Source organism: Kribbella sp. NPDC056951 (assembly GCF_042674205.1).
Lineage (GTDB): Bacteria > Actinomycetota > Actinomycetes > Propionibacteriales > Kribbellaceae > Kribbella > Kribbella yunnanensis.
Map to the genome: position 1 here is coordinate 210,963 of NZ_JBHUQZ010000011.1, position 23,997 is coordinate 234,959.

17 protein-coding genes and 1 rRNA gene are annotated in these 23,997 nt (G+C 66.4%); 14 read left to right on the forward strand and 4 right to left on the reverse strand.

The genetic code is table 11. The features are described 5' to 3' along the window. Window positions 1-6: 6 nt before the first annotated feature. From ACFTSF_RS33090 to ACFTSF_RS33100, 3 genes are all read left to right on the forward strand, one after another. Entirely contained in the window at window positions 7-1,437 is a 1,431-nt protein-coding gene (locus ACFTSF_RS33090; protein ID WP_380158488.1) for an alpha-L-fucosidase, read from the forward strand. Further along, a complete protein-coding gene (locus ACFTSF_RS33095; RefSeq protein WP_380158490.1) occupies window positions 1,437-3,449 on the forward strand; it encodes a glycoside hydrolase family 36 protein in 2,013 nt (670 codons plus the stop codon). The genes ACFTSF_RS33090 and ACFTSF_RS33095 overlap by 1 nt, the downstream gene beginning before the upstream one ends. Before the next feature lie 83 nt (window positions 3,450-3,532). Continuing rightward, window positions 3,533-6,865, forward strand: coding sequence for a sugar-binding protein (locus tag ACFTSF_RS33100; RefSeq protein ID WP_380158492.1), 3,333 nt, complete (start codon window positions 3,533-3,535; stop codon window positions 6,863-6,865). Window positions 6,866-6,868: 3 nt separating this feature from the next. On the opposite strand, the gene ACFTSF_RS33105 is transcribed toward ACFTSF_RS33100, so the two are convergent. Beyond that, window positions 6,869-7,924, reverse strand: coding sequence for an SDR family oxidoreductase (locus ACFTSF_RS33105; protein ID WP_380158494.1), 1,056 nt, complete (start codon window positions 7,922-7,924; stop codon window positions 6,869-6,871). On the opposite strand from ACFTSF_RS33105, the gene ACFTSF_RS33110 reads away from it, so the two are divergent. Continuing rightward, window positions 7,923-9,584, forward strand: coding sequence for an alpha-amylase family protein (locus ACFTSF_RS33110; RefSeq protein WP_380158496.1), 1,662 nt, complete (start codon window positions 7,923-7,925; stop codon window positions 9,582-9,584). The genes ACFTSF_RS33105 and ACFTSF_RS33110 overlap by 2 nt on opposite strands. Here ACFTSF_RS33110 and ACFTSF_RS33115 read toward each other — a convergent pair. Then, entirely contained in the window at window positions 9,546-10,064 is a 519-nt protein-coding gene (locus tag ACFTSF_RS33115; protein WP_380158498.1) for a DUF6328 family protein, read from the reverse strand. The two genes, ACFTSF_RS33110 and ACFTSF_RS33115, sit on opposite strands and share 39 nt — an antisense overlap. Before the next feature lie 42 nt (window positions 10,065-10,106). Further along, complete coding sequence (locus ACFTSF_RS33120) at window positions 10,107-11,219, reverse strand: hypothetical protein (RefSeq protein ID WP_380158500.1); 1,113 nt, start codon at window positions 11,217-11,219, stop codon at window positions 10,107-10,109. A 113-nt stretch (window positions 11,220-11,332) separates the two neighbouring features. Between ACFTSF_RS33120 and ACFTSF_RS33125 the strand changes: the two genes are divergently transcribed. From ACFTSF_RS33125 to ACFTSF_RS33165, 9 genes are all read left to right on the forward strand, one after another. Further along, window positions 11,333-12,703 (forward strand): FAD-dependent oxidoreductase, encoded by a 1,371-nt coding sequence (locus tag ACFTSF_RS33125; protein ID WP_380158501.1) that lies wholly within the window; start codon window positions 11,333-11,335, stop codon window positions 12,701-12,703. Window positions 12,704-12,767: 64 nt separating this feature from the next. Then, complete coding sequence (locus ACFTSF_RS33130; protein ID WP_380158503.1) at window positions 12,768-15,551, forward strand: hypothetical protein; 2,784 nt, start codon at window positions 12,768-12,770, stop codon at window positions 15,549-15,551. A 59-nt stretch (window positions 15,552-15,610) separates the two neighbouring features. Continuing rightward, on the forward strand, window positions 15,611-16,972 hold the full coding sequence (locus ACFTSF_RS33135; RefSeq protein WP_380158505.1) for an amino acid permease: 1,362 nt from the start codon (window positions 15,611-15,613) through the stop codon (window positions 16,970-16,972). Window positions 16,973-16,983: 11 nt separating this feature from the next. Beyond that, entirely contained in the window at window positions 16,984-17,325 is a 342-nt protein-coding gene (locus tag ACFTSF_RS33140) for a hypothetical protein (RefSeq protein WP_380158507.1), read from the forward strand. 66 nt (window positions 17,326-17,391) lie between these two features. Continuing rightward, entirely contained in the window at window positions 17,392-18,042 is a 651-nt protein-coding gene (locus ACFTSF_RS33145) for a DsbA family protein (protein ID WP_380158508.1), read from the forward strand. 13 nt (window positions 18,043-18,055) lie between these two features. Beyond that, on the forward strand, window positions 18,056-18,583 hold the full coding sequence (locus ACFTSF_RS33150) for a vitamin K epoxide reductase family protein (protein ID WP_380158510.1): 528 nt from the start codon (window positions 18,056-18,058) through the stop codon (window positions 18,581-18,583). A 154-nt stretch (window positions 18,584-18,737) separates the two neighbouring features. After that, window positions 18,738-20,669 (forward strand): glycosyl hydrolase family 8, encoded by a 1,932-nt coding sequence (locus ACFTSF_RS33155; protein WP_380158512.1) that lies wholly within the window; start codon window positions 18,738-18,740, stop codon window positions 20,667-20,669. A gap of 54 nt (window positions 20,670-20,723) precedes the next feature. Further along, the gene (locus ACFTSF_RS33160; protein WP_380158514.1) at window positions 20,724-20,954 is read left to right on the forward strand and encodes a hypothetical protein; all 231 of its coding nucleotides are present in this window, start codon (window positions 20,724-20,726) and stop codon (window positions 20,952-20,954) included. Further along, window positions 20,954-22,621 carry a hypothetical protein gene (locus ACFTSF_RS33165; RefSeq protein ID WP_380158515.1) on the forward strand — a complete coding sequence of 556 codons (1,668 nt, stop codon included), beginning with the start codon at window positions 20,954-20,956 and terminating at the stop codon, window positions 22,619-22,621. The genes ACFTSF_RS33160 and ACFTSF_RS33165 overlap by 1 nt, the downstream gene beginning before the upstream one ends. A gap of 1 nt (window position 22,622) precedes the next feature. Here ACFTSF_RS33165 and ACFTSF_RS33170 read toward each other — a convergent pair whose 3' ends face one another. Continuing rightward, complete coding sequence (locus ACFTSF_RS33170; protein WP_380158517.1) at window positions 22,623-23,153, reverse strand: GNAT family N-acetyltransferase; 531 nt, start codon at window positions 23,151-23,153, stop codon at window positions 22,623-22,625. A 664-nt stretch (window positions 23,154-23,817) separates the two neighbouring features. On the opposite strand from ACFTSF_RS33170, the gene ACFTSF_RS33175 reads away from it, so the two are divergent. Next, window positions 23,818-23,997: ribosomal RNA gene (locus ACFTSF_RS33175) — 16S ribosomal RNA — on the forward strand; the annotation flags it as partial.

Here is a 23,997-nt window from a genome sequence, read left to right on the forward strand (position 1 = left end):
CGACCAGTGCCGTACGACGCAACCTTCGAGTCCCTGGCCACGTTCGAGTGTCCGGATTGGTTCCGGGATGCGAAGCTCGGCATCTGGTCGCACTGGGGGCCACAATCCGTGCCCCGGTACGGCGACTGGTACGCCCGGAACATGTATCGCGAGGGCAGCGACCAGTATCGCCATCACCTCCGGACCTACGGCCACCCGTCACAGGTCGGCTACAAGGACATCGTCAAGCAGTGGAAGGCCGAGCGGTTCGATCCGCACGCGCTGATGGATCAGTTCGTCGCGGCCGGCGCCAGGTACTTCGTGGCGCAGGCGGTCCACCACGACAACTTCTTCAACTATGACTCGGCGATCCATGCCTGGAACTCGGTGCAGGTCGGTCCGGGCAAGGACATCGTCGGGCTCTGGAAGGAGGCCGCAGACCAGCGCGGTCTGCCGTTCGGCATCACCGAGCACCTCGGTGCCACGCTCGGCTGGTGGGCGGTCAACAAGGCCAGCGACAAGAGCGGTCCGTTCGCGGGTGTGCCGTACGACGGCACCGATCCGGCGTACCAGGACTTCTATCTGGACAACGAGAAGTACATCCCCGCCCAGGACATTGTGGTCCACGAGCCGTGGTACAGCGACGATCCCGAGTGGCACCGCCGCTGGCTCGTGGCCGTGACCGAGATGGTCGACCGCTACGAGCCCGATCTCCTGTACTCCGACGGTCCGCTGCCGTTCGGTGAATCCGACTACACGCCCGGCCTGCGCGCGGTCTCGCATCTCTACAACACGAGTGCGCAAAAGCACGGGGTGAACCGTGCTGTCTACCAGCAGAAGGATCGCCGGCCCGAGGTGAGCGTGGTCGGGGTGATGGACATCGAGCGCACCCAGACGCCCGGCATCCAGGCGGAGCCGTGGCAGACCGACACTTCGGTCGGCGACTGGTTCTACAACGTTCGCGATGTCTACAAGACCCCTGAGCACGTGGTCGAACTGCTGGTGGACATCGTGTCGAAGAACGGCAACCTGCTGCTCAACATCCCGCAGTTGCCGGACGGCACGCTTGATCTCGAGTGCTCACAGTTGCTCGAAGAACTCGGCGCCTGGATGCGGGTGTGCGGTGAAGGCATCCATGGCACGAGGCCGTTCCGGGTGTTCGGCGAGGGACCGTCGAGCGTGACGATCTCCGGGTTCACCGAGGACCGCGTCGACTGGAAGGCCGCCGACTACCGATTCACTCGGCGCGACAACACCGTCTACGCCTTCCAGTTGGCTTGGCCCGAGGACGGGCGCAGCGTGATCCGTTCGCTCGCGGACCACGAAACGGTCACCGAGGTCCGGCTCCTTGGTCACGGCCCGGTCCCGTTCGAGCAGAGCCACGGAATCCTCGTGGTCCGGCTGCCCGAAGCCCCGCCGGTTGCCGTTGCCAACTGCCTTGCGCTGCGGATCAACTGATGCTGAGCTGGAATACGCCCGACCTGACGCTGCGGTTCGTTCTCGACGACGGTCCGGTCCGAGCGACCGCCGTACCAGCGGGATCGTCGGCCGACGACCTGCCTGCTGGTCCGTCGTTGGTCGAGGTGACGGCTGTCGGCCATGGGCATTCGTCGAGCAGCAGCCGGCACATCGACACGATCCTCGGGCGTCAATTGCGCTACGTCAGTCACGAGGACAGCGGTCGGGTGTTGCGCATCGTTCAGGAGGACCCCGAGTCGGGTCTGCGGGTCACCAGCGTGTTCGAAGCGGGAGCCGGCGTACGGGCCTGGACCGAGGCCTCAATGGTCGGAGACCGCAGGTTGGAGTTGACCTTTCTGTCTTCGCTGGTTGTCGGTCTGGCGTCGATCGATGCCGAGCTGTACTCGGCCGCGAACAGTTGGATGGCGGAGAGCCGGTGGTCGGCGCGATCGCTGCGTTCCGAGTCCCTGGCGGATATCGTCCGGGACGAGCATCGCCATGTCGCCAGGAGTCGGCACGCTGTCACCAGCACCGGTTCGTGGTCGTCCGGCGAGCGACTGCCGGTGGGTGTGCTCGTTCAGTCGGGTACGCCGTCTGCTCTCGGCTGGCAGATCGAGCACAACGGCGGGTGGCATTACGAACTGGGGGAGTGCCGGTACGGCGGCTATCTCGTGCTGAGCGGGCCGACCGATCAGGAACACCAGTGGAGTGCCGAACTCACCGCCGACCAGCCGTTCAGCACCGTGCCGGTCTCACTCGTGGCCGGGGCGGATCGTGACAGCGCCTTCGCCGCCCTCACTCGCCAGCGTCGAGCCGTGCGCCAACGGCGGCCCATCGACGCGCGGATGCCCGTTGTCTTCAACGACTTCATGAACACCCTCGTGGGTGACCCGACGACCGACAAGCTGTTGCCGCTGATCGACGCGGCGGCGGATGTCGGAGCGGATTACTTCTGCATCGACGCCGGCTGGTATGCCGACGGCGACTGGTGGAACACCGTTGGCGCCTGGCAACCGTCGACCAATCGCTTCCCGAACGGGCTCGGCGAGGTGATCGACCGGATTCACGCACGTGGCATGGTCCCCGGGCTTTGGCTCGAGCCCGAGGTGATCGGCGTCCGCTCGCCGATCGCTGAGGAGCTACCTGACGAAGCCTTCCTCACTCGCCGCGGTGTGCGGGTCGCCGAGTCCGGCCGCTACCTGCTCGACCTGCGCAGCGCGGCTGCTCGCAAGCATCTGGATTTCACCGTCGATCGCTTGATCAGCGAGTTCGGCCTGGGATTCTTCAAGTTCGACAACAACACGGTGACCGGTCCGGGGACGGACAAGGACGGTACGTCGCTGGGTCACGGACTGCTCGAGCACAATCGGGCTCTGCTCAGCTGGCTTGACGATCTGCAGGCCCGGCACCCCGATCTGCTGATCGAGAACTGCGCATCCGGAGCGATGCGGATGGACTACGCGATCCTGTCTCGACTGCACCTACAGTCCACGTCGGACCAGGAACATCCGTTGCTCTACGCATCGATCACCGCAGCCGCTCCGGCCGCCGTACTGCCGGAACAGGCCGGCCACTGGGCCTATCCGATCACCGGAACTACTCGGGAGGAGTTCACCTTCGCGCTCGTCAACGGCATCCCCGGGCGGCTCTACCTCGCCGGTCACCTCAACCGGATGACCCCGGACGAACTCGACTTGGTGCGATCCGCGCTCGCCGCGCATCGCGTCGTACTCGAGGATCTGGAAACGCTGGTGCCGTCCTGGCCGCTTGGTTTGCCCAAGTGGGACGACGAGTGGGTCGCCCTGTGTCTGACCGGTCCGACGGTCTCGTACCTCACGGTCTGGCATCGCGGAGCCGGCCCGGCGACCGTCACGCTGCCGCTCGCCCGTTCAGCCGTCGAGCCGCACTTTCCCGCTGAGCTCGGCGACTGGACCTACCGCTGGGACGAGGACTCGCTGACCATCACCGCCAACGCATCCGAACCCTCCGCACGGGTGCTGCGGCTCAGCTGAATCGGGCTCTTGACGGCCGGGACGTTCGCTCAGTAGCGTTCACGGCACCCAATTTTAACGTTCATATTTGCTGGAGGGCGTCGATGAAGAGCCACGTGAGGCTGTTGGCGGCGCTCGTTGCCGGTGTGCTCGTGACGTCCACCGTGACGTCGTCGCCGGCCGCTCCGGCTCCGGCGGCGGGTCCGTTCGTCGTGAACGTGTCGAGCCTGACCGCGGGTAGCGGTACGGCGGGTCTGATGGACCTGACGTCGTACGGCGATCTCGACTGGGTGCACGTGACTGGCGGCGGTACCGAGCGCAAGGCCGGCGTCTCGCCCGCGATCTCGGTCGAGAGTCTTGGCAGCGGAACGGACACGCTCGCCGACAGCCCGCTCAGCTTCTCGTGGTCCGACGGAACCAGTACGGCGTCGACGCCGGGCGTCACGACCGGCGGTGTCTTCCAGCAGGGCGGTTATCGCATCACGGTGCCGGCGTCGGATTCGCTGCGGCGGCTGGTGTTCGTCGCCGGGGCTTGGCAGGCGCGCGGAACGGTCACTGTCGCAGCGACTGATGGTCGTGGCGCGTATCCGATCAAGGTCGCTGCGGACGGGACTGCGGCCGTGAAGCGTTACAGCGTGACGATCCGCCCGGGGGAGGGGATCGTTGTCACGGGCAACCTCACGGAGAAGCTCAATCCGAGCGGCAACCTGTCGCTATCCGCGGCTGCTCTGTCGCGTGAGGGTTCCTTCGCCGCGACCGCGCCGCCGCCCACGATGAACCTGACCGCCGAGGGCACCACCGACTGGATGCACCTCGACGGTTCGACGACCAATCGGCGTACCGTCGGGAGTCTGACAGCCGCGAACAAGCAGGCCGGTGCCGCCATCGGCGCGCAGAACGACAATCCGGTGACGTACTCGTGGACGGACGGCGTGCCGACGAAGACTCAGCCGGGGACGCGGCAGGGCGGCATCTTCTTCGCCGACGGTGCTCCGGTGAACGCCGACCTGACCGGTCCCTACGGCTACGACCTGACGATCCCGGCGGCCGCGAGCGCGCGGACCGTGCGCTTCGTCTCCGGGGCTTGGCGCGCGACGGCGAAGATCTCGGTCTTCCTCAACGGCAGCAGTACGCCGGCCGCCGTGAGTACCGATTTGGTCAGCACTGACGCGCCGGTCACCAGGCTGTTCGAGCTCCCGCTTGCGGCCGGCGACTCGGCCCGGGTCAGCGCGCAGATCCTGCGAAAGTCCCACGACTCCGGCAACGTGACGCTGGCCGGGGTGACCGTGGCTGATACGTCGGCCGATGGCTACCGGCGGCTCGCGGAGAATCTGCTCACGCAGATCGCGGCGACCGACGTGACCGCGGCGAGCGACCCTGCGACGCAGCAACTCGATCGCGAGATCGCGTCGGCTCGGGACGCGCTGGCCGGCGGTGGTGACCTCAGGATCGCGTACCTGTCGCTGAAGGCTGCGTTCGACGAGGCGGTGTCGTCTGCGGCGAGCGCGGAGTACACGAGTGTGACGAACCCGGGGCTGACCTCTTCGTTCGGCTGGGAAGGCGACCTCAACGCACCGATCGCGTTCATCGACGGCAGCTACCGGTTGCGCAGCCGCGGCAACCTGATGGTCACCTTCGGCGTTCCGGACATCCCGGGCAAGATCAAGTGGACCAACGCCGAGGGGTACCTGCCGGCCTTCATCAGCGAGTACGCGAAGGACGGTCTCGCGATCAAGATCGAGAACTTCGCCGACCTGGTCGTTGTCGGCGGCAACCGGTTCGAGGTCGCCTACTCGCGGATGACGGTGACGAACAACACCAGCACCGAAGCGCGGCTGCCGCGGGTGTCAACCGCGCTCACCCCGTTGACCACGGCCGCGACCACGGTCGGGGCCGGGCAGACCGTCGTACGGGACTATGCCATCGCTGCTGATCGGTTCGGCGGTACGTATGAGTGGCCGACTTCGGCGCAGTTGCAGGGGTTGGGTGGGTTCAACAAGCACTACGCGCATATGCGGCAGTACTGGAACACTCGCCTGGCCGCGATCGCCGACATCACGGATCTGCCGGACAAGCGGCTGATCAACGCGTACAAGGCCGGTTACATCTACACGTTGATCATCCGGGACGACATCAACGGCGCGAAGGAACTGCACGTCGGCGAGAACGGGTACGACGAGATGTTCGACCACGACACGATCGGCATCGTGGCGACGCTGCTGACGATCGGCGACTTCACCTATGCGCGGGACTACCTGTCGACGCTGCCGGCTCAGCTGCAGTACGACGACGCGAAGTGGAAGTACAGCTGGCCGTACGCCGTGTACCTGCAGCGGACCGGTGACAAGGAGTTCATCCGGAGCCGGTTCGAGACCATCAAGAAGAACACCCACACGATCGAGACCGACCGGATCGACGGCGGCAAGGGCATCATCAAGCAGACCTTCGCGATCGACTCGCTCGGCTACTGGACGATCGACAACTGGTCCGCGCTGACCGGACTCACGACGTACCGGTATCTCGCCACCGCACTCGGCGAGTCCGCGGAGGCCGCGTGGGCGAAGGCGGAGTACGACGATCTGTTGCGCGTGGCAACGGCCAGAATCGAGCAGACGATGCGCGAGCACAACCTGGACTATCTGCCGATCTCGATGGTCGAACCGAACGAAACCGGGCCGCGAAGTGATCCCCGCGACGCGAACTGGGCCTCCATGTTCCTGTTCGGACGCTGGGCCTGGGACGGCTACCTGTTCGGCGCGGAGCAGACCGGCACGATGTTCGACAAGATCGATGCCACTTACACGCGCGGTTTCGAGCGCCGCAAGGACGTCTCGGACACGATCTACAACTTCGGCGGCTACCCGCACGGCTACTTCTCCAGCGCCTACAACGCCGGCTACGGGAGCGCGGCTCTGCGCGGCGAGCAGTACCGCGACCTCGGGATCAAGGCCTACCAGTTCATGATCGACAAGGCGATGAGCGGTCCGTTCGGCTGGTGGGAAGGTGTCGACTACCCGAGCGCGGACTCGCCGTGGGACATCGACCACGCCCGCGGTGGCGGCGGCTCGAACCAGCACATGTGGGGTCAATCCACCGCCACAAAGGTCCTCTTCGATTCACTGATCGCCGAGAAGTCCGACGGCACGATCATCATCGGCCGCGGTGTCCCCACCGAGTGGATCCGCGACCACCAGAAGATCGCCCTCGACCGCTACCCCGCCCGCAACGGCACCCGCGTCGGCTACCAACTCACGACAGTCGGCAAGCGCGTGACCATCCGCTTCACCGGCCCACCCACGACGTACAGCCTCGAACTCCCGACGCTGCGCAACAACATTGCCAACGTCTCGGTCCGAGGCGCGGTCATCAATCAACCAGCCGGAACCATCAAACTGCCCCGCGGTACTCAGACAGTAACCATCACGTTGACGAACTGAGCACTACGACCTGCGGGTCGCGCGGATGAGCAGTACGCCGGCGGCCGTCACTGCGGTGGCGGCCGCGGCTGCGAGGGTGTTGCGGTGGCGGGAGCTCCAGAACTCGTAACTGCGGGTGGTGGCCCGGTCGTCGAAGGCGCCGTGGGAGCCGAAGTCGCGGTCGGTGTCTGCGGGGTGCCAGAGGTTTTCGGCGTCGGGCTTGGTCAGTTGGTCGGTCTGCTGCGACTTGTAGCCGGTGCGACCCAGATAGTGATCGAGGATGCCGGGCGCGAACTTGTTGGCGATCAGCGTGGCCATGGTCGGACCACCGATCCAGTACTCGCGGCGGCGGGGATGATCGGCGGCGAACAGTACGGCGTCCGCGGCGACCTCGGGCTGGAAGATCGGGGGAACGGGCTGCGGGTGGTGGGGCAGGCGGGACAGGACCCAGGAGAACTGGGGAGTGTTCACGGCCGGCATCTGTACCATCGTGACGTGCACATTCGCCTTGTCGTGCAGGAGTTCCGAGCGCAGTGAGTCGTGGAACCCTTGGATCGCGTGCTTGGCTCCGCAGTACGCCGATTGCAGCGGAATGCCGCGGTAGGCCAGCGCCGAGCCGACCTGGACGATCGTGCCGCGGTCGCGTGGTTTCATCCGGTCGAGCGCGGCCCGGGTTCCGTAGACATAGCCGAGGTACGAAACTTCAGTCGCACGTTTGAACTCGCGCGGTTCGATCTCGGTGAACGGCGCGAACACGGTCGTGAACGCGACATTGACCCAGACGTCGATCGGCCCCAATTCGTTCTCGATCCGAGCCGCGGCCGCCTCGACTTCGTCGTACTCGGCGACATCGACCGCGATCGGCAACGCCGTACCGCCGGCGGCTTCGACGTCACGTGCTGCTGCTCGCAAACCTTCCTCGCCGCGCGCGAGCAGCGCCACCTTCGCACCGCGTCGCGCGAACGCGATCGCACTCGCTCGGCCGATACCTGCGCTGGCTCCTGTCACTACTACAACCTGGGTCATGGCGGACCGGTACCCAGGTGTACGCCGGGAGCGGCCAGGGCACCCGGACTCCATGCGACTGACGGAGACGGCTGATGTGTGGTGGAAGAACGCGGTGATCTATTGCCTGGATGTCGAGACGTACTTCGACACTGACGGTGACGGATCGGGTGATCTGGGCGGTGTCGGTCAACGGATCGATCACCTGGCCGATCTGGGTGTGACGTGTCTGTGGCTGATGCCGTTCTATCCGACGCCGGATCGCGACGACGGGTACGACATCACCGACTTCTACGGCGTCGATCCCCGGCTGGGCACGCACGGCGATCTGGTCGAGCTCATCACGCTGGCCCGCGACCGCGGGATCCGGGTGATCGTCGACCTGGTCGTCAACCACACCTCGGACCAACACCCGTGGTTCCAGAGTGCGCGCGCGTCGCGGGAATCGCCGTACCGGGGTTGGTATGTCTGGCGCGACGAGCCGCCGGCGAACCAGCATGAGGGCATCGTGTTCCCTGATCAGGAGACGAGCCTGTGGGAGTACGACGATGAGGCCGGTCAGTACTACCTGCATCAGTTCTACAAGCATCAGCCGGATCTCGACATCGCGAATGCCGATGTGCGGGCGGAGATCCAACGCGTGATCGGCTTCTGGTCGGAGCTCGGGATCTCCGGTTTCCGGGTGGACGCCGTACCGTTCCTGCTGGACACGACCGGTGCCGTCGACGCGGGCAGTCTGCCCGATCCGCATGACTACCTGCGGGATCTGCGCGCGTTCCTGGACCGGCGGCATCCGCAGTCGATGCTGCTCGGCGAGGTCAATCTGAAGTATCCCGACGTACGGCGCTTCTTCGGTGACGAGGACGGCGACGAACTCACGATGTGTTTCGACTTCATCGGGATGCAGCGGCTGTATCTGTCGCTGGCCCGCAACGACCCGGCCTCGCTGGTGGAAGCGCTACGGGAACGTCCGCCGGCTGCAGAACAGGGGCAGTGGGGCACGTTCGTGCGCAACCACGACGAGCTGACGCTGGACAAGTTGACCGACGCCGAACGGCAGGAGGTGTTCGACGCGTTCGGGCCGGACCAGGACATGCAGCTGTACGGCCGCGGTCTGCGCCGACGGCTGCCGCCGATGCTGGGCAACGACCAGGCCCGCTTGAAGATGGTCTACAGCCTGCTGTTCTCACTGCCCGGCACACCGGTGCTCTTCTATGGCGAAGAGATCGGTATGGGCGAGAACCTGTCCATCGAGGGCCGCGCCGCGGTCCGCTCCCCGATGCAGTGGACAGACGGTCCGAACGGCGGATTCTCCACGGCTGACCCAGAACATCTCGCGGCTCCGCTCACCGAGGGGGAGTTCGGCCCGAAGCACGTCAATGTCGCCGCGCAACGCCGTGACCCGGATTCGTTGCTGAACTGGATCAAGCTGCTGGTACGGCGTTATCGCGAGTGCCCGGAGCTGTCGTGGGGCGAGTGCACGATCCTCGAGCACGAGTCGCCGACCGTGTTCGCGCATCGCTCCGAGCACGAGAACGGTGTCCTCATCACCGCCCACAACTTCGGCGCGGAAGCCGTCCAGGTCAAGCTCCAGGTCGACGCAGGTACCGCCGTCGACCTGCTCCGAGACGGGAGCACCAAGGTCAACGGCGACGGAACTCTGGAGCTGGAACTCGAACCGTACGCCGCCCGCTGGCTACGAATCGTCCGACCGGGAGACCGCTACCTCCTCTGAATCTGAGTTGCTGCGCACAAGAAGCGGGATCAGCCACCAGAAGACCACGAACCAAACCAGGATCCCGCCCACGATGCCGAGGGCAACCGGTCGGGACAGGACGACGTCGAGGGCGAGCAGCACGCCACCCGCCATCGCGACGACCAGGAATGCGAGCCCGAACTGCGTGAGCCGATCGGTGATCGTGACCAGCTGATCGCGGAGCCCCTGGCGGTGCACGATCCGGTGGAACGACACCGGGGCAAGGAACAATGCGACCGCCAAAGCAGAGGCGATCAGCGTGGCGGCGTACACGTGGTGGGTGAACTGGTCGGCCGCCTGGAACTGGCTCTGGAATCCGATGCTCAGCAGGAACGCGAACAGGATCTGCGTTCCGGTCTGCGCGAGACGCAACTCCTGGAGCAACTCGTTCCATTGCCGGTCGAGGCGCTCACCGGAGTCTTCGTCGTCACGCTTGTAGCTGGCGGAATGGCGGCTCATAGCGGTTCCGGTACCCGTCCGCCGCCCGCGTGAAGCCTGCTGTTACGAGGTGGGCAGCAGGAGTGGTTCGGCGGTCATCGGCGTCGCCACCTCGCACGCGCCGGAATCGATGCTGCAGCGGATGATCGCGTTCGGGGTGTTCTCGCCCGTCTTCACGACCATCAGCAGGTGATTGTCGTCCTCGGCTGTGGTACCGACGAACCGCGGTCCGGTCCACTGCCGCCGTACGGCGCCGGTCCGGCTGTCGAGCGCGGTCGTAGAGGGATCGCTGCCCTCGGCGCGGAAGTCCGGGGTCGCGAAGATTGTCTCGCCGTCCGGGGTGAATCCGTTCAGCGAGTACTCACAGGTCCGCCAGATCTGCTTGCCGTCGGCAAGGTTCCGGACCGCGGAGCAGAAGGTCTGGGCGGCCCCCGAGATCTGGTCCACCCCACTCGTGCCCTGGAAATCCACCCCGGACGGAGACGTGAAGGAGCCCAGTTCCTCGACCTGGCCGGACTCGGTCTGCCAGGCGTTCAGCGTCGCGGCCGGATCGTCGCGATCGGTGCCGGCGGCGAAGTAGACGACCGGGCCGGCCACGGCCAGGACGTCGGAGAACCAGTCGTCGGGACGTTCTAGTTGCTGCTGCTCGCCGGACTCGTTCCGCCAATAGAGCGTGTTGCCCTGCCGGCGAGTGTGATCGGCGTTCGTGCGAGCAGTTCCGTACGCGACCGTGTCCTCGCCGACCGACACCACCAGGCTCGCAACCCCCGGGACCTTGCTCCCTGGCACGATTCCTTCACTGCCGCTGACCCGCACGAGCTCGGTGGCCCCGGTACCGACGTCGAGGATCACCAGCGCATCCCCCTCGAACCGGGCCGCGCGAATGATGTCCTGCCGGCCCGGGACGGTGATGTCCGAACCGAGGCCGCCCTTGATCACCCGCCCGCTGACATAGGCCACCTGCGGAGTCCGCCCGGCCGGCAGATCGGCGAGGTCGATTTTCCGCGTCGGACCCGTCGCCGTAGGTGTCTCGACGAGCGGCTGGGGAGCGGTGGCCGACGACACAGCGGGCCCACGATTGGCCACGAAAGCACCACCGGCAACCGCCAGTACGGCGATGGCAGCCAGCCCGACAGCCAGCCGGCCGTTCCCGGCTATCGCGCTCCTGACTGACACGGGCACCACCCTAACCGCCCGTTCGAGACTGCCCGGAGATTGGGTTCAAAGGGCACGACTTCCGGCGCAGCGCCACGAAGAATTGCGGTGAGCACACCGACTAGGGGGTTCTGGTGATCGACCCGTCCGTGGAGACCTTCAACCGGCTGATCCGGACCGAGCTACCTGCCCGTACGCCGCGATTGTTCGACACCGCCTGCGTTCTCGGCGGAAGCATCGCCGGTCTCCTGGCCGCCCGGGTGCTCGCCGATCACGCGCGTTCCGTGGTGATCATCGAACGCGATGAGCTCGAACCGTCCGGGCAGTCGCGGGCCGGCGTACCGCAGGATCGGCACGGGCACGCCTTGCTACCGGGCGGGTTGAAGCAGCTCGAACGCTGGCTGCCCGGAGTGGTCGACGAGGCTCAGGCGCTGGGCGGTCATCTAGCCCCGATCGAACAGCAGACCGTGTACTACGACGGTCGGCCGCGGGCACAGGGCGGCGACGCCAAGTTGTTGCTGGGCAGCCGCCCGTTCCTCGAGGCGCGGATCCGCGACCGGGTGCTCGCGCTCCCCAACGTATCCGTACTCCCCGGTCTGGCGACGGGCCTGAGCTACACCGACGACGGTCGCGTCGACGGGGTGCAGCTCGGTAGCGCCCAGGTGTCCGCGGACTTCGTCGTGGACGCGATGGGGCGAGCATCCAGGCTGTCGACCTGGGTCGAGGAGGCCGGTTATCAGCGCCCGGTCCTGGTGCGGATGCCGACCGGTATCCATTACGTGACAGCACATTTCGAGCGGACCGAGAGCGCCGACAGCATCGAGCAGGCTTGCGTCCTCGGCCTGTTCGCGCCCCGCACGATGCCGGCCGATCTCACCGTCGCCAGCGCTTGCGTCATCGAGGACGACCAGTGGCAGGTGATGATGATGACGTACGAGGACAATCCCGCCGCGCGTTCCGTCGAAGCCTTCCGTTCGGCCTGCCGCGACCTGCCCCCGATCTTCCAGAAGGCGACGACCGGCGAGCTGACCCGCGGCCTCGAGACCTACCATCAGGCCGACAGCCGGCACCGCGACTTCACCGGCCTCACCCACTTCCCGGCCGGCCTGGTCGCCGTCGGCGACGCCGTCGCGTCCTTCAACCCGATCTACGGCCAAGGCATCAGCTCGGCCGCACTCCACGCCTCCTGCCTGTCCGAATACCTGACCACCGACCCCGACCTCACCACCCCGGCGACCGACTTCTTCGCCCACCAGAAAGTCATCACCGACGCCGCCTGGACCCTCTCCGCCGGCGCCGACGCCGCCCGCCACGACGCCATCACCGGTACCCAGGCCCCCGCCGAGGTCGAACGCCAACGCTGGGCCCTGAACCAGATCATCCAGGCCACCCTCACCGACCCCGGCGTCACCGAAGTCTTCGCCGCAGTCACCGCCATGGACGCCCACCCCGCAACCCTCGCCGACCCGGCCTTGCTGGAACGAGCTGTCGCCGCAGCCGGATAGCCCTCTCGGTGCCCTACGATGACCCCGCACATCCGGCGTAGGCCGGAAAACCGGGAGGGGTCCCATGAAGTTTCGCGCTGGGGCGGTCGCTGCCGCCTGCTTGTTCACCGTGCTCACCACGAGCCCTGCGATGGCTGCCGATCCGCCGGTTGCCGAGGGGACTCTGCTCGGCCCGCGACTCGAGGCCGATCCGCCACTGCAGATCCTCGCGGCCACCGGCAAGTACTACTTGACCGACTACGGCTTCCCCACTGATCGCACACCCGCACCGTGGACCATCCGCAGTACGGCGGACGGCAGCGCGCAGGGCGAGTACCGGCGGCTGAACATCCAGATCGAGCGCTCGCCGGAGATCGTCGGCGACTACGCGCTGGAGTGGGACGCGACCCGGGTTGCGCCCCGGAAGCTTGGTACCGAAGAGGTGCAGTTGATCGACGCACCGACCGGCACCGAGATCCGCAACGTCTACCCGGGTGGCGCGCTGCTGGCGCGAGGAAGCGACTTCGCGCTGCGCACCTATGCAGGCGAGGAGACACCCGTCACCGGTGTGCAGAGCGATGCCCAGGTTCTCGACCGGACCGACGCCGCGTTGCTGCTCGGCACCGCGACCGGCCTGTTCGTGCTCGACGTGGCAACCGGTACGGCGAGCCAGGTGGCAACGGTCACTGAGCAGCCGACGTGGGCCCAGCTCATGCCCGGCCGGGTGATCTGGCAGACCGCGTCGACGGACTCGTCGACCACGCTGGCCTGGAAGAACCGCAGCGGTTCGGGCGACGGCACAGTCGTCGTACCGTTCAAGCAGCCGTTGGTCCCGCTCGGTGACGACGTGGCGGTGCGGGTCGCCGACACGAAGGAGCTGGCCAAGGTCGACGTCGAGACCGGGACCGTGACCAGGAATCTCGTCACCGGCGTCCACGACGTCGAGGACCAGGGCAACGGCCGGGTGCTCGTCACCGCACAGTCCCAGGTTGCGAGCGTCGGCGCGGACGGCGTACTGCGGACTGTCACCGAGACTCCGCCGTTCCGCGGCCAGTCGGACGACGTGATGCTGGCCGGCGACCGGGTGGTCACCGCCATGGCCAGGCCGCCCCAGGACGGTGTTGACGACGCCTCCGATCGGCCGCTGGACCAGACCACCGACCTAGGCAGCACCTGGACCAGACTGCCGGTCAAGAGCGACACCCACTACTTCGGCCGGTTGTCGGCCGACGCGATGCTGACCTACCGCCGTACCGCGGACAGCACCATCAAGGCCGTCGTCGTCGACAGCCAGGGTGAGTTCGAGATCGGAAACTGGGAGGGGCGCCTCGGCCGCGGCGGCAAGCTGGCGGCGGCTGCCAGCCCCGGCAGCTCGGCAGTCAACGTGTACGACGTCCAGACGCGGCAGCGGATCGGCACCTTCGACGACTCGGTCGGCTTGTCCGGTACGACGATCTGGCGCGGACCCGACGCGAACGGGAACCTGGAAGCGATCTCCGGCGGCTTCGCCCACCAGGTGCCGGCCGGGACCGGCTGTGGCACGACCCGGCGCATCGAGGCGGCCGGACGGTGGGTCGTCGTCGATTGCTCGGGACCGGACCGGATCGTCGACGCGCAGGGCGTGATTCCGGTCCGGACGCTGACCCTGGAGCAGAACTGGAAGCTGGGCTTCAACTTCCTCGTTCAGCGCGCTCCGAGTGCCACCGAGCTGAAGGTGACCGATCTCAACACGCTGACCCTGCCGGAGCGCCGCTACGGCCCGGTCGCCGGGTTCTTCTGGCCACGGACGGCGTTTGCGCCCGACGACGCCGACACGCAGCGGTTCATCTACAAGGACATCAACCTGCAGCCGCGGATCGCGACCCTCGACTGGGTGCCGGCGCAGCCCAACTTCGACGCCGACCAGACTGCGCCCGCGCTGACCACGGGTGACGCCGGTCCGCGAGTCCGGACCGACCAAGGCGTCACCTTCCGCTGGGCGTTCGCGGACGCGGCCCCGGCCAGTGGGGTTGCCCAGTTCGACGTTCGGTACCAGGAACGGCCGACGCCGACCGCGCCGTACGGGGACTGGGTGGTTGCCTGGCCGAACCTGAACAGGCAGATGAGCGCGGTGCTGCACAGTGGGCCGCGTGGTTCTGACACGTGCTTCCAGGTGCGGGCGCGGGACCACGCGGGCAACGAGAGCGCGTGGAGTCAGTCGTTCTGTTCCGAGTACGACGGGACGGCGCCCAAGCTCGCGAGCGCGTCGGCCGGCGGGCCGGTGCTGCTGGCGGCTAGCGGGAAGTTCGAGTACGGGTTCACCGACAGCAGCGGCGCGGTCTCGTCGTACGACGTGGCTCTGCGAGACGCGCCGGTCGGCCGGGCGGCGGGGCCGTGGCAGTACCCGGCCGGTTGGCAGGGGATGACGTCGACCTCGGTGACGTGGACTCCGGTCCCTGGCGTGGAGCGGTGCTACATGGTGCGCGCCCGCGATGCCGCAGGCAACGAATCCGCGTGGTCGGTGCCGAACTGTGCGATGGCGCCACAGGACGACCGCGCGCTGACCGCAGCCGGCACCTTCACCCGGACCGCGAACTCGACCGCCTACAAGGGAACCGTGACGACACTGAAGTCGACTGGTGCGAGCCTGACGAAGGCGGGTGAAGCAGGCGTGCGGGTCGCTCTGGTGACCTTCAACGGGCCTGGCCAGGGGAGTGTGGACGTCTACCACGCAGGCGTGAAGGTCGGCCGGGTCTCGCTCGCCGCCACGACCGCCAAGCAGACGATCACCACGTTGCCGGTGACGCCGTACCGGGCTGGTGAGATCAAGCTGGTCGCGGTCAGCGCCAGCCCGGTCGTGATCGACGGGGTCGCCGTACTGCGTGGCTAGACGTTTCGGGAGGGGCACTGTGCGGTCTAGTACGGTGCCCTTTTCTCGGAGGAGGTCGAATGGCGGGCGCGGGCAACGATCTTTCGGCGGGGCTGAAGAGCCGTCATGTGACGATGGTCAGCATCGCGGGGGTGATCGGCGCTGGGCTGTTCGTCGGGTCGGGGACGGCGATCACGCAGGCGGGGCCGGGGGTGTTGATCGCTTATGCGTTCGCCGGGGCGCTCGTCGTACTGGTGATGCGGATGCTCGGGGAGATGGCGGCCGCCAACCCTGATACGGGGTCGTTCTCGACGTACGCCGATCGGGCGATCGGGCCGTGGGCCGGGTTCACGGTGGGGTGGTTGTACTGGTGGTTCTGGGTGCTGGTGATTCCGGTCGAGGCGACGGCGGCGGCGACGATTCTGGAGAGCTGGACGGGGGCGCCGCAATGGGTGTGGGCGCTGGCGGTGACGTTGGTGCTGACCGTGACGAACCTGTTCAGTGTGGCGAACTACGGTGAGTTCGAGTTCTGGTTCGCGTTGCTGAAGGTGATTGCGATCGTCGGGTTCATCATCGTCGGGGTGCTGGCGGTGCTGGGGTTCTTCGGGGACACCCGGAGCGGCGTGTCTCATTTGTGGGACACCGGGGGATTCCTGCCGAACGGGTTCGGGGCGGTGGTGGCCGCGGTACTGGTGACGATGTTCAGCTTCATGGGGACCGAGATCGTGACGATCGCGGCGGCCGAGTCGGATCACCCGGACGAGAAGATCGGGCAGGCGACCCGGTCGGTGATCTGGCGGATCGGCATCTTCTACCTGGCCTCGATCCTGCTGGTGGTGGTGATCGTGCCGTGGAACGAGCCGCGGCTGGCGACCGATGGTTCGTACCAGGTCGCGTTGGAGGCGCTTGGCGTTCCGGGGGCCAAGGTGATCGTGGATCTGGTCGTGCTGGTCGCGGTGGCGAGTTGCCTGAACTCGGCGCTCTACACCGCATCGCGGATGATCTACTCGCTCGGCAAGCGCGGTCAGGCGCCGGCGATCGTCACGCAGACCACGCATCGAGGCGTGCCGCGGATCGCCGTACTGGCTTCGACCGCCGTCGGGTTCCTGGCGGTCATCTGCAACTACCTGTTCCCGGACGACGTCTTCGGCGTACTGCTCGCCACCTCGGGAGCCGTTGCCCTGCTGGTGTATCTCGTGATCGCGGTCTCCCAGTTGCGGCTGCGCGCCAAACTCGAGGACTCCGGTACGCCGATGCCCGTGCGGATGTGGTTCTATCCGTACCTGACGTGGGCGGTGATCGTGGTGATCCCCGCGATGCTCCTCTACATGGCGACTCAGTCGGGGCAGCGACTCAACATCGCGGCCACTGCTGTGATCGCGGTCGCCGTCCTCATTGTCGCCGTACTGTCGACCAGACGCACACGTGTGCCCGTTGGCTAGGCTGTCGGGTGATGAACAGGCTGCTGCGCTTCCTCATGGTTCTTGGGGCGCTGCTTGGCGTGTTCGTACTGCACTCGTTCACGGCGGAGACCGCGGCTAGTCCGTCGACGCTGACGGCTGCGATGACCGTGGCACCGAAGACCGCGGACCCGGTCGGTCACGATCACCCGGCTCCGTGCAGCGCTCTTTTGGTGGGTTCGGTGCTGCTGTTGTCGGCGTGGCTGGTGCTGCGTCGGCGGCAGCGGTTCGGCGACCTGCTGCGTGCCGCTGTCCGCGGCGGCGTGACGCCGCTCGCGATTCCCGCTCACTGGACCACGCCTCGCCTGACCCAGCTCTGTGTGCTGAGGACCTGATCTGCGCTGACGCAATGCGCGCTCAGCCCATCCCAGATCAGATCAGCTCAAGCGAGGTTGCAGTAGATGAAGCTATCCACCCCTGCCCGAATCTCGGTCGGTATCGTCGCGGCCTTCGCCGTCGCGGTCGGCGTACTGCTGGCAGCCAACTCCGGCGGTTCCGAAGCCCAACCACCCAACGTCACGAACGACCGGCTCGTGCGCGCCGACAGCCACAAACTCGGTACGGCGGCCGACGGCAAAGCGACCTTTGTCGAGTTCCTGGATTTCGAATGTGAGTCCTGCCGCGCGGCCTACCCGGCCGTCGAGCAACTCCGCAAGGACTATGCCGGCAAGGTCACCTTCGTGGTGCGGTACTTCCCGATCCCGTCGCATTTCAACGCCGAACGCGCCGCGCGCGCCGTCGAGGCGGCCGCTGGGCAGGGCAAATTCGAGCAGATGTACCAGAAGATGTACGAGACCCAGTCGGAGTGGGGCGAGCAGCAGGTCCCAGCCGACGAGCGCTTCCGCGGGTACGCGAAGGACCTCGGTCTCGACCTGGCGGCGTACGACAAGGCCTACCAGGATCCGGCGACCCTCGAGCGGATCAAGAAGGACGTCGCCGACGGCGAGGCGCTCGGTGTCACCGGTACGCCGACCTTCTTCCTGAACGGGCAGAAGCTCGAGCCACAGTCCGCGCAGGACCTGGTTGCGAGTATCGATGCCGCCCTCAAGTAGTCCATTCCCGCGATTGCTGCCGTGGCTCCTCCTGATCGGCGGAGCGATCGGGTTGCTGGCGGCCGGCGTACTGACGGTGGAGAAGATCGCGCTGCTGCGTGATCCGTCGTACGTTCCGTCGTGCAGCATCAACCCGGTGCTGTCCTGCGGCTCGGTGATGACCAAGCCGCAGGCCGAGGTGTTCGGATTCCCCAATCCACTCCTCGGCATCGCCGGTTTCGCCATCGTCACGACGGTCGGCGCCGCACTCCTCGCGGGTGCGGCGTTCCGCCGCTGGTTCTGGATCGGCCTCCAGTTCGGTGTCACCTTCGGCGCTGTCTTCGTTCATTGGCTGATCTTCCAGAGCCTCTACCGCATCCAGGCGCTTTGCCCCTACTGCCTGGCCGTCTGGGCGGTCACCATCCCGATCTTCTGGTACGTCACCCTGCACAACCTGAACCGCTTCACGCGCTATCACCCGATCCCGCTGGCGATCTGGGCGGTCACCATCCTCACCCTGATCACCGAACAGTTCTGGACCTATTGGAAAACCCTCCTGTAGAAATCAAAGGCAGTGACTGACAACTGCGAAAACAAGCGATTGATCCGGGCGCGACATCTTGCGCTTCGCCGGGGAGGGCTCTACTTTCTCGTCAACAGTTAGGAAACTTTCCTAACTGTTAAGGCTCCTTTCCTCCGCCCGAAGGACACCGCTGATGTCGTATCTACTTCGTGGGCTGACCGCTGCCGCGGTTGTCGCCTCTGCTTTGTTCGTTCCACCCGCCCTGAGCGCCTCGGCCGCCGAGACCTTGCTCTCGCAAAACAAACCCACGACCGCCTCGTCGATCGAGGGGAGCGGTTTCGAGGCGGCCAAGGCCGTGGACGGGAACTCGTCCACCCGGTGGGCCAGTGCCGAAGGACATGATCCCGAGTGGATCCGGGTCGACCTGGGGAGCACCGCGAGTATCACGCGGGTCAAGCTGAACTGGGAGGCGGCGTACGGGAAGTCGTACAAGATCCAGACCTCGGCCGACGGCTCGACCGGGTGGACCGACGTCTTCTCGACCACGACCGGCAACGGGGCGGTCGACGACCTGACGGTGTCAGGCAGCGGCCGGTACGTTCGCGTCCACGGCACCGCGCGCGGGACGGCGTACGGGTATTCGCTGTTCGATCTCGAGGTCTACGGCACGACGGGCAGCGATCCCGGCGACACGACACCGCCGAGTACGCCGACCGGTCTCGCGGCCACGGGGACCACGTCGAGCACCGTGTCGCTGGCGTGGAACGCGTCGACGGACAACGTCGGGGTGACCGGTTATGTTGTCTTCCGCAACGGAACCGAGGTCGCCACCAGCCCCGGTACGACGTTCACCGACACCGGCCGTACGGCGTCGACCAGCTACACGTACACCGTCAAGGCGCGTGATGCCGCAGGCAACCTTTCGGCCGCGAGCAACGCGATCACCGCGACCACGCAGCCCGGTGGTGGGGGAGGACCGGCTGTTCCGTTCGGCAGCCACCAGTTCCCGTACGCCGCCGGCATCCTCAAGCCGACGGGAAGTCAGGCCACCCTCGACCAGAAGGTGATCGACTACTACCAGCAGTGGAAGGCCGCCTTCGTCAAGCAGAACTGCGGCAACGGCTGGTACCAGATCATCTCGCCGGACGCCGATCACCCGTACGTCGCCGAGGCGCAGGGCTACGGCATGGTCATCACCGCGACCATGGCCGGTGCCGATCCGGCCGCCAAGACGATCTTCGACGGACTGGTCAAGTACATGCTGGCCCACCCGTCGGTGAACAACGGCGACCTGCTGGCCGCTGAGCAGAACACCTCCTGCCAGAGCGTCAACGGTTCCGACAGCGCGACCGACGGCGACATGGACGTTGCCTACGGCCTCCTTCTCGCCGACAAGCAGTGGGGGAGCAGCGGCACCTACAACTACAAGCAGCTCGCGATCAAGCACATCAACGCGATCAAGGCGAGTGAGCTGAACCCGAGCACCAACCTGCTGACCTTCGGCGACTGGAGTACCTCCGGCGACGCCTACTGGAACATGTCCCGCACCTCGGACTGGATGATCGACCACTTCCGCGCCTTCCGGACCGCCACCGGCGACTCGGCCTGGGACACCATCCGCGCCAAGCACCAGAGCGTAACCACCTCCCTGCAGAACAACTACGCGGCAAGCACCGGTCTGCTGCCCGACTTCGTCATCAACACCAACTCCAGCCCGAAGCCGGCCGCCGGTCAGGTACTGGAAGACCCGAACGACGGCCAGTTCTGGTGGAACGCCTGCCGCGACCCGTGGCGGATCGGTGCCGACGCCGTCACCAGCGGCGACAGCGCCTCCCTCGCCTCGGCCCGCAAGCTCAACACCTGGATCAAGTCCAAGGCCGGCGGCAACGCGAACAACGTCGCCACCGGCTACAAACTGAACGGCACCGCGATCCAGACCGGCAGCGACGCCGCCTTCTTCGCCCCGTTCACGATCCCGGCCATGACGGATTCCGGCAGCCAGGCCTGGCTGGACGCGCTGTGGAACAAGATGCTGACCACCCCGGTCGACACCAGCAGCTACTACGCCGCCAGCATCCAGCTCCAGGTCATGATCACCGCCACCCACAACCACTGGGTCCCGTAACCCCGACGCGTTCGCCCCCTTCCGCGCCTAGAATCCTCGGACGCGGAAGGGGTTGTGACACAGATGCAGTACGCGAACGAGCAGGACCGGTACGACGCGATTCGCGCGGCCGCGGTGGCCAAGTTGCAACCGCGGCGCGCGGACCTCGCCGTACTGGAGGGTGAGGCGCTGGTCCGGAAGCTGACCGAGGAGGCGCTGGCCGAGTACTACACCGACCAGATCGCGGCGAACTACGCGTGGGACTACGTCGAGCGCGAGGTCCGCCGGGCAGTCGACGAGGCGTAATGCAGGACGCGGCGGTCGCGCGGATCCTCGCGCAGCATCGGACGCCCGCGGAGCGGCTGGCGGCGCTCGAACGCAGCCAGGAACCCGAGTTCGCGTACGGACGGCACCCGGGGAGCGATGAGGCGGCCGAGATCGCTGGGGCTGCGAGCTATCTCCAGGTGATGAAGCGCAGTTGGCGGGCTGAGCTGGCGAGCCGCGACGCGGGCAACCCGGAGCGGCGGCCTGGCTGGGAGGCCTTCCAGCGGGAGATGGACGCGTTCGTTCCCGAGGTCGAGCGGACCCAGCCGGTGTGGTTCCTGCAGGCCGACGGCTATCAGGTCACCGGCACGAACCGGGACGAGCTGAACGCGATCGCCGCCGCCCGCGAGCGCGCGCCGCGCGACGACCCGCAGCAGCAACTCGGCATCACTTATCAGCGCGACACCATGTACGCGATGCTGCCCGATGGAGCGATCTCCCGTCATACGGGCACCTTCGACGCCGGTACGACGGCGGAGGGCGCGGCCGGCTGGGCCGACCACGTGGTCCGGGTACACGCGGAGTCTGACGAGCTTCGGATGCGAGTGACCGGGGTCGCCGACGATGGTGCCGGGAACCTGACGATGCACGGGACGGTGCTCGAGGGGCCGGTCGGCAATCGTGGGCTGGCGGTTGGGTCGACCGTTGAGCTGCAGAAGAACCAGTCGACCGGCTCGTTGACGATCGGTGGGGAGGACGCCGGCGACTGGAACGCGTCGTTCGAGACGTTCGGCTATCACCAGGGGCGGACTCGGGTGAACGAGGGTGTCGGTATGCAGGTGGCCGGAGCTGGTACTCCGGAGGCTCGGAACCGCGGGCCGCGTCTCGCGGTCGACGACGTTCTGTTCGAGCGGATCCGCGACACCTACAACAACGTGGAGGACCCGGAACGCGGGTACGCGCGGACACTCGGGCCGACGAGGACCCGGCTGAACTTCAACGAAGCCGGGTGGGATGTGAATGTACCGCCGTACCGGCGACTGGGTGGCGATGCGATGTTCACGGAGGCTGAGCATCCGGAGCCTGCGCCGTACGACGCGAACCTGCCGGTGCCGGGCACGGTCGATGTCAGCAACCCGAACTGGTACTACGACGCCACGAATTCGATGCCGGATCGGTTCGTCGGGGGCCGGTCGAGCAGCTCGACGCTCTATATGACGGCGGCGACGATGCTGGTGCACGAGGACCGGCTCGAACTCGATGAGGCCAAGGACCTGATGGCGTTCGCTGTCGCGGACATGGTGGCCAGTGGGGAGCACAGCATGCCGGAGTGCATGACTCCTGTTGTGCTGGCTGCGGGTAGTTCGGAGCCGTGGAAGGAGACTCCGCTCAACATCTCGAAGGAGACTCCGCCGCTGACCGCCTGGATGCACCTGGTGAGCCCGGAGACCCGGAACGAGATGCGCACCGAGGCTCGTGCGGCCCTGCAGCAGGTCCTCGAGAACCCGGCGCCTGATCCGCAGATGGTCAAGGGCCTCACCATGGTGGTGAAGGCAACGAACGACTTCGAGCGGAACAGCAACGAGTTGACCAAGGCAATGAGCGCTGGTCTGAATCCCACTCCCGCGGCGGCTCAGCGCGTGGCCGCTACTGCGGATCCACGGGTGCGGGCGGCGGCCGCCGTACGGGAGTCTGACCTCGACCGCTAGGTCAGTCGGTCGGTGCGAGGAAGACGAGGATGTCGTTCTCGTTGCCTGGGACGGGGGTCGGCTCGCGCCAGCCGACGCGGCGGTAGAACGCGACGGTGTCGTGGGCCTGGTCCCAGGTGAGGAGCCAGGAGCGGGGGTGCTGCGCGGTGAGGCCCTCCAGCAGGCGTCGGCCCAGACCGGTACGGCGCGCCTGGCGGCGGACTCCGAGCTCGTCGATCTCGAAGGCGCCGACCAGCAGTTGGTCGACCTGCTCGGGGCCGAGTCTGGAAGCGACCTTGCCGTACGCGCGGTCTGTCCGGAACGGGCTCGGAGTGATCCAGCCGGTGATGAAGCCGTCGACCGAGCCGTCATCGGCGTGCTCGACGAGTGCGGTGAAGCCCGGGCGGTGGACGTCACTGGTCAGGCGGTCGCGGAATGCTGCGCGTGTCTCGTCCGGGTCCGGGCCGTCCCACGGTGGGGTCGTGAATACCTCGACGTACGCGTCGGTCAGGTCGTCGAGGATCGACAACACATCTGAACCGTAGGACTTCATGCGGTACTCCTACTCGGCGGTGAGCCACTGGCGGAGTTCGCCCAGGGCGGTGCGGTTGCTGTCAGCATCGATGTCGGTGTCGCCGTCGAGGGCATGGACGACCTCTACCGTGCTGATCTCAGCAGCTGGCCGGGTCAGCAGGTAGCCGCCGACCTGCTGGGTTGCCTGGTCTCCTGACGCTCTTTCTCGTCAGGCACCTCACCAGGGGACCCGATTTGCATCGTCGCGGTGAATGACAGTAATGTTCTTCTTGTTGGGAGCGAGTGCAGGACGCGAAAGCGGCCGGACCTCCTGACCACCCTCCAAGTAAGCGCAGCTGAAACGCGTCTACGGACTCGGATCGGCCGCTGAAACACGGGGTGACTGCGACGAAAGTAGCCGATTTGACCGGCTGCGGACAGAACAGTAAAGTTTGGCGGGTTGCCCCGGAAGCCCTGAACCGTAAGGTTCGGCTGCGGTGTGCGTCCGATTCTTGAGAACTCAACAGCGTGCCGAAAGTCAATGCCGAAATTTAGCATTTACCCCGTGCATAGGCCTTTATGGTCTGTGTTCGGATTCCTTTGAATGTAATTTCTGGATTCAGTCAGTTTGATTGTCTCTGATGTTCAAAGGATCAACTGAAGTTGTCGACTGTCCAGGTCTTCGGGTCTGGTTGTCATATTTTTCAACGGAGAGTTTGATCCTGGCTCAGGACGAACGCTGGCGGCGTGCTTAACACATGCAAGTCGAGCGGTAAGGCCTCTTCGGAGGTACACGAGCGGCGAACGGGTGAGTAACACGTGAGCAACCTACCCTCAACTTCGGGATAAGCCTCGGAAACGGGGTCTAATACCGGATATCATCT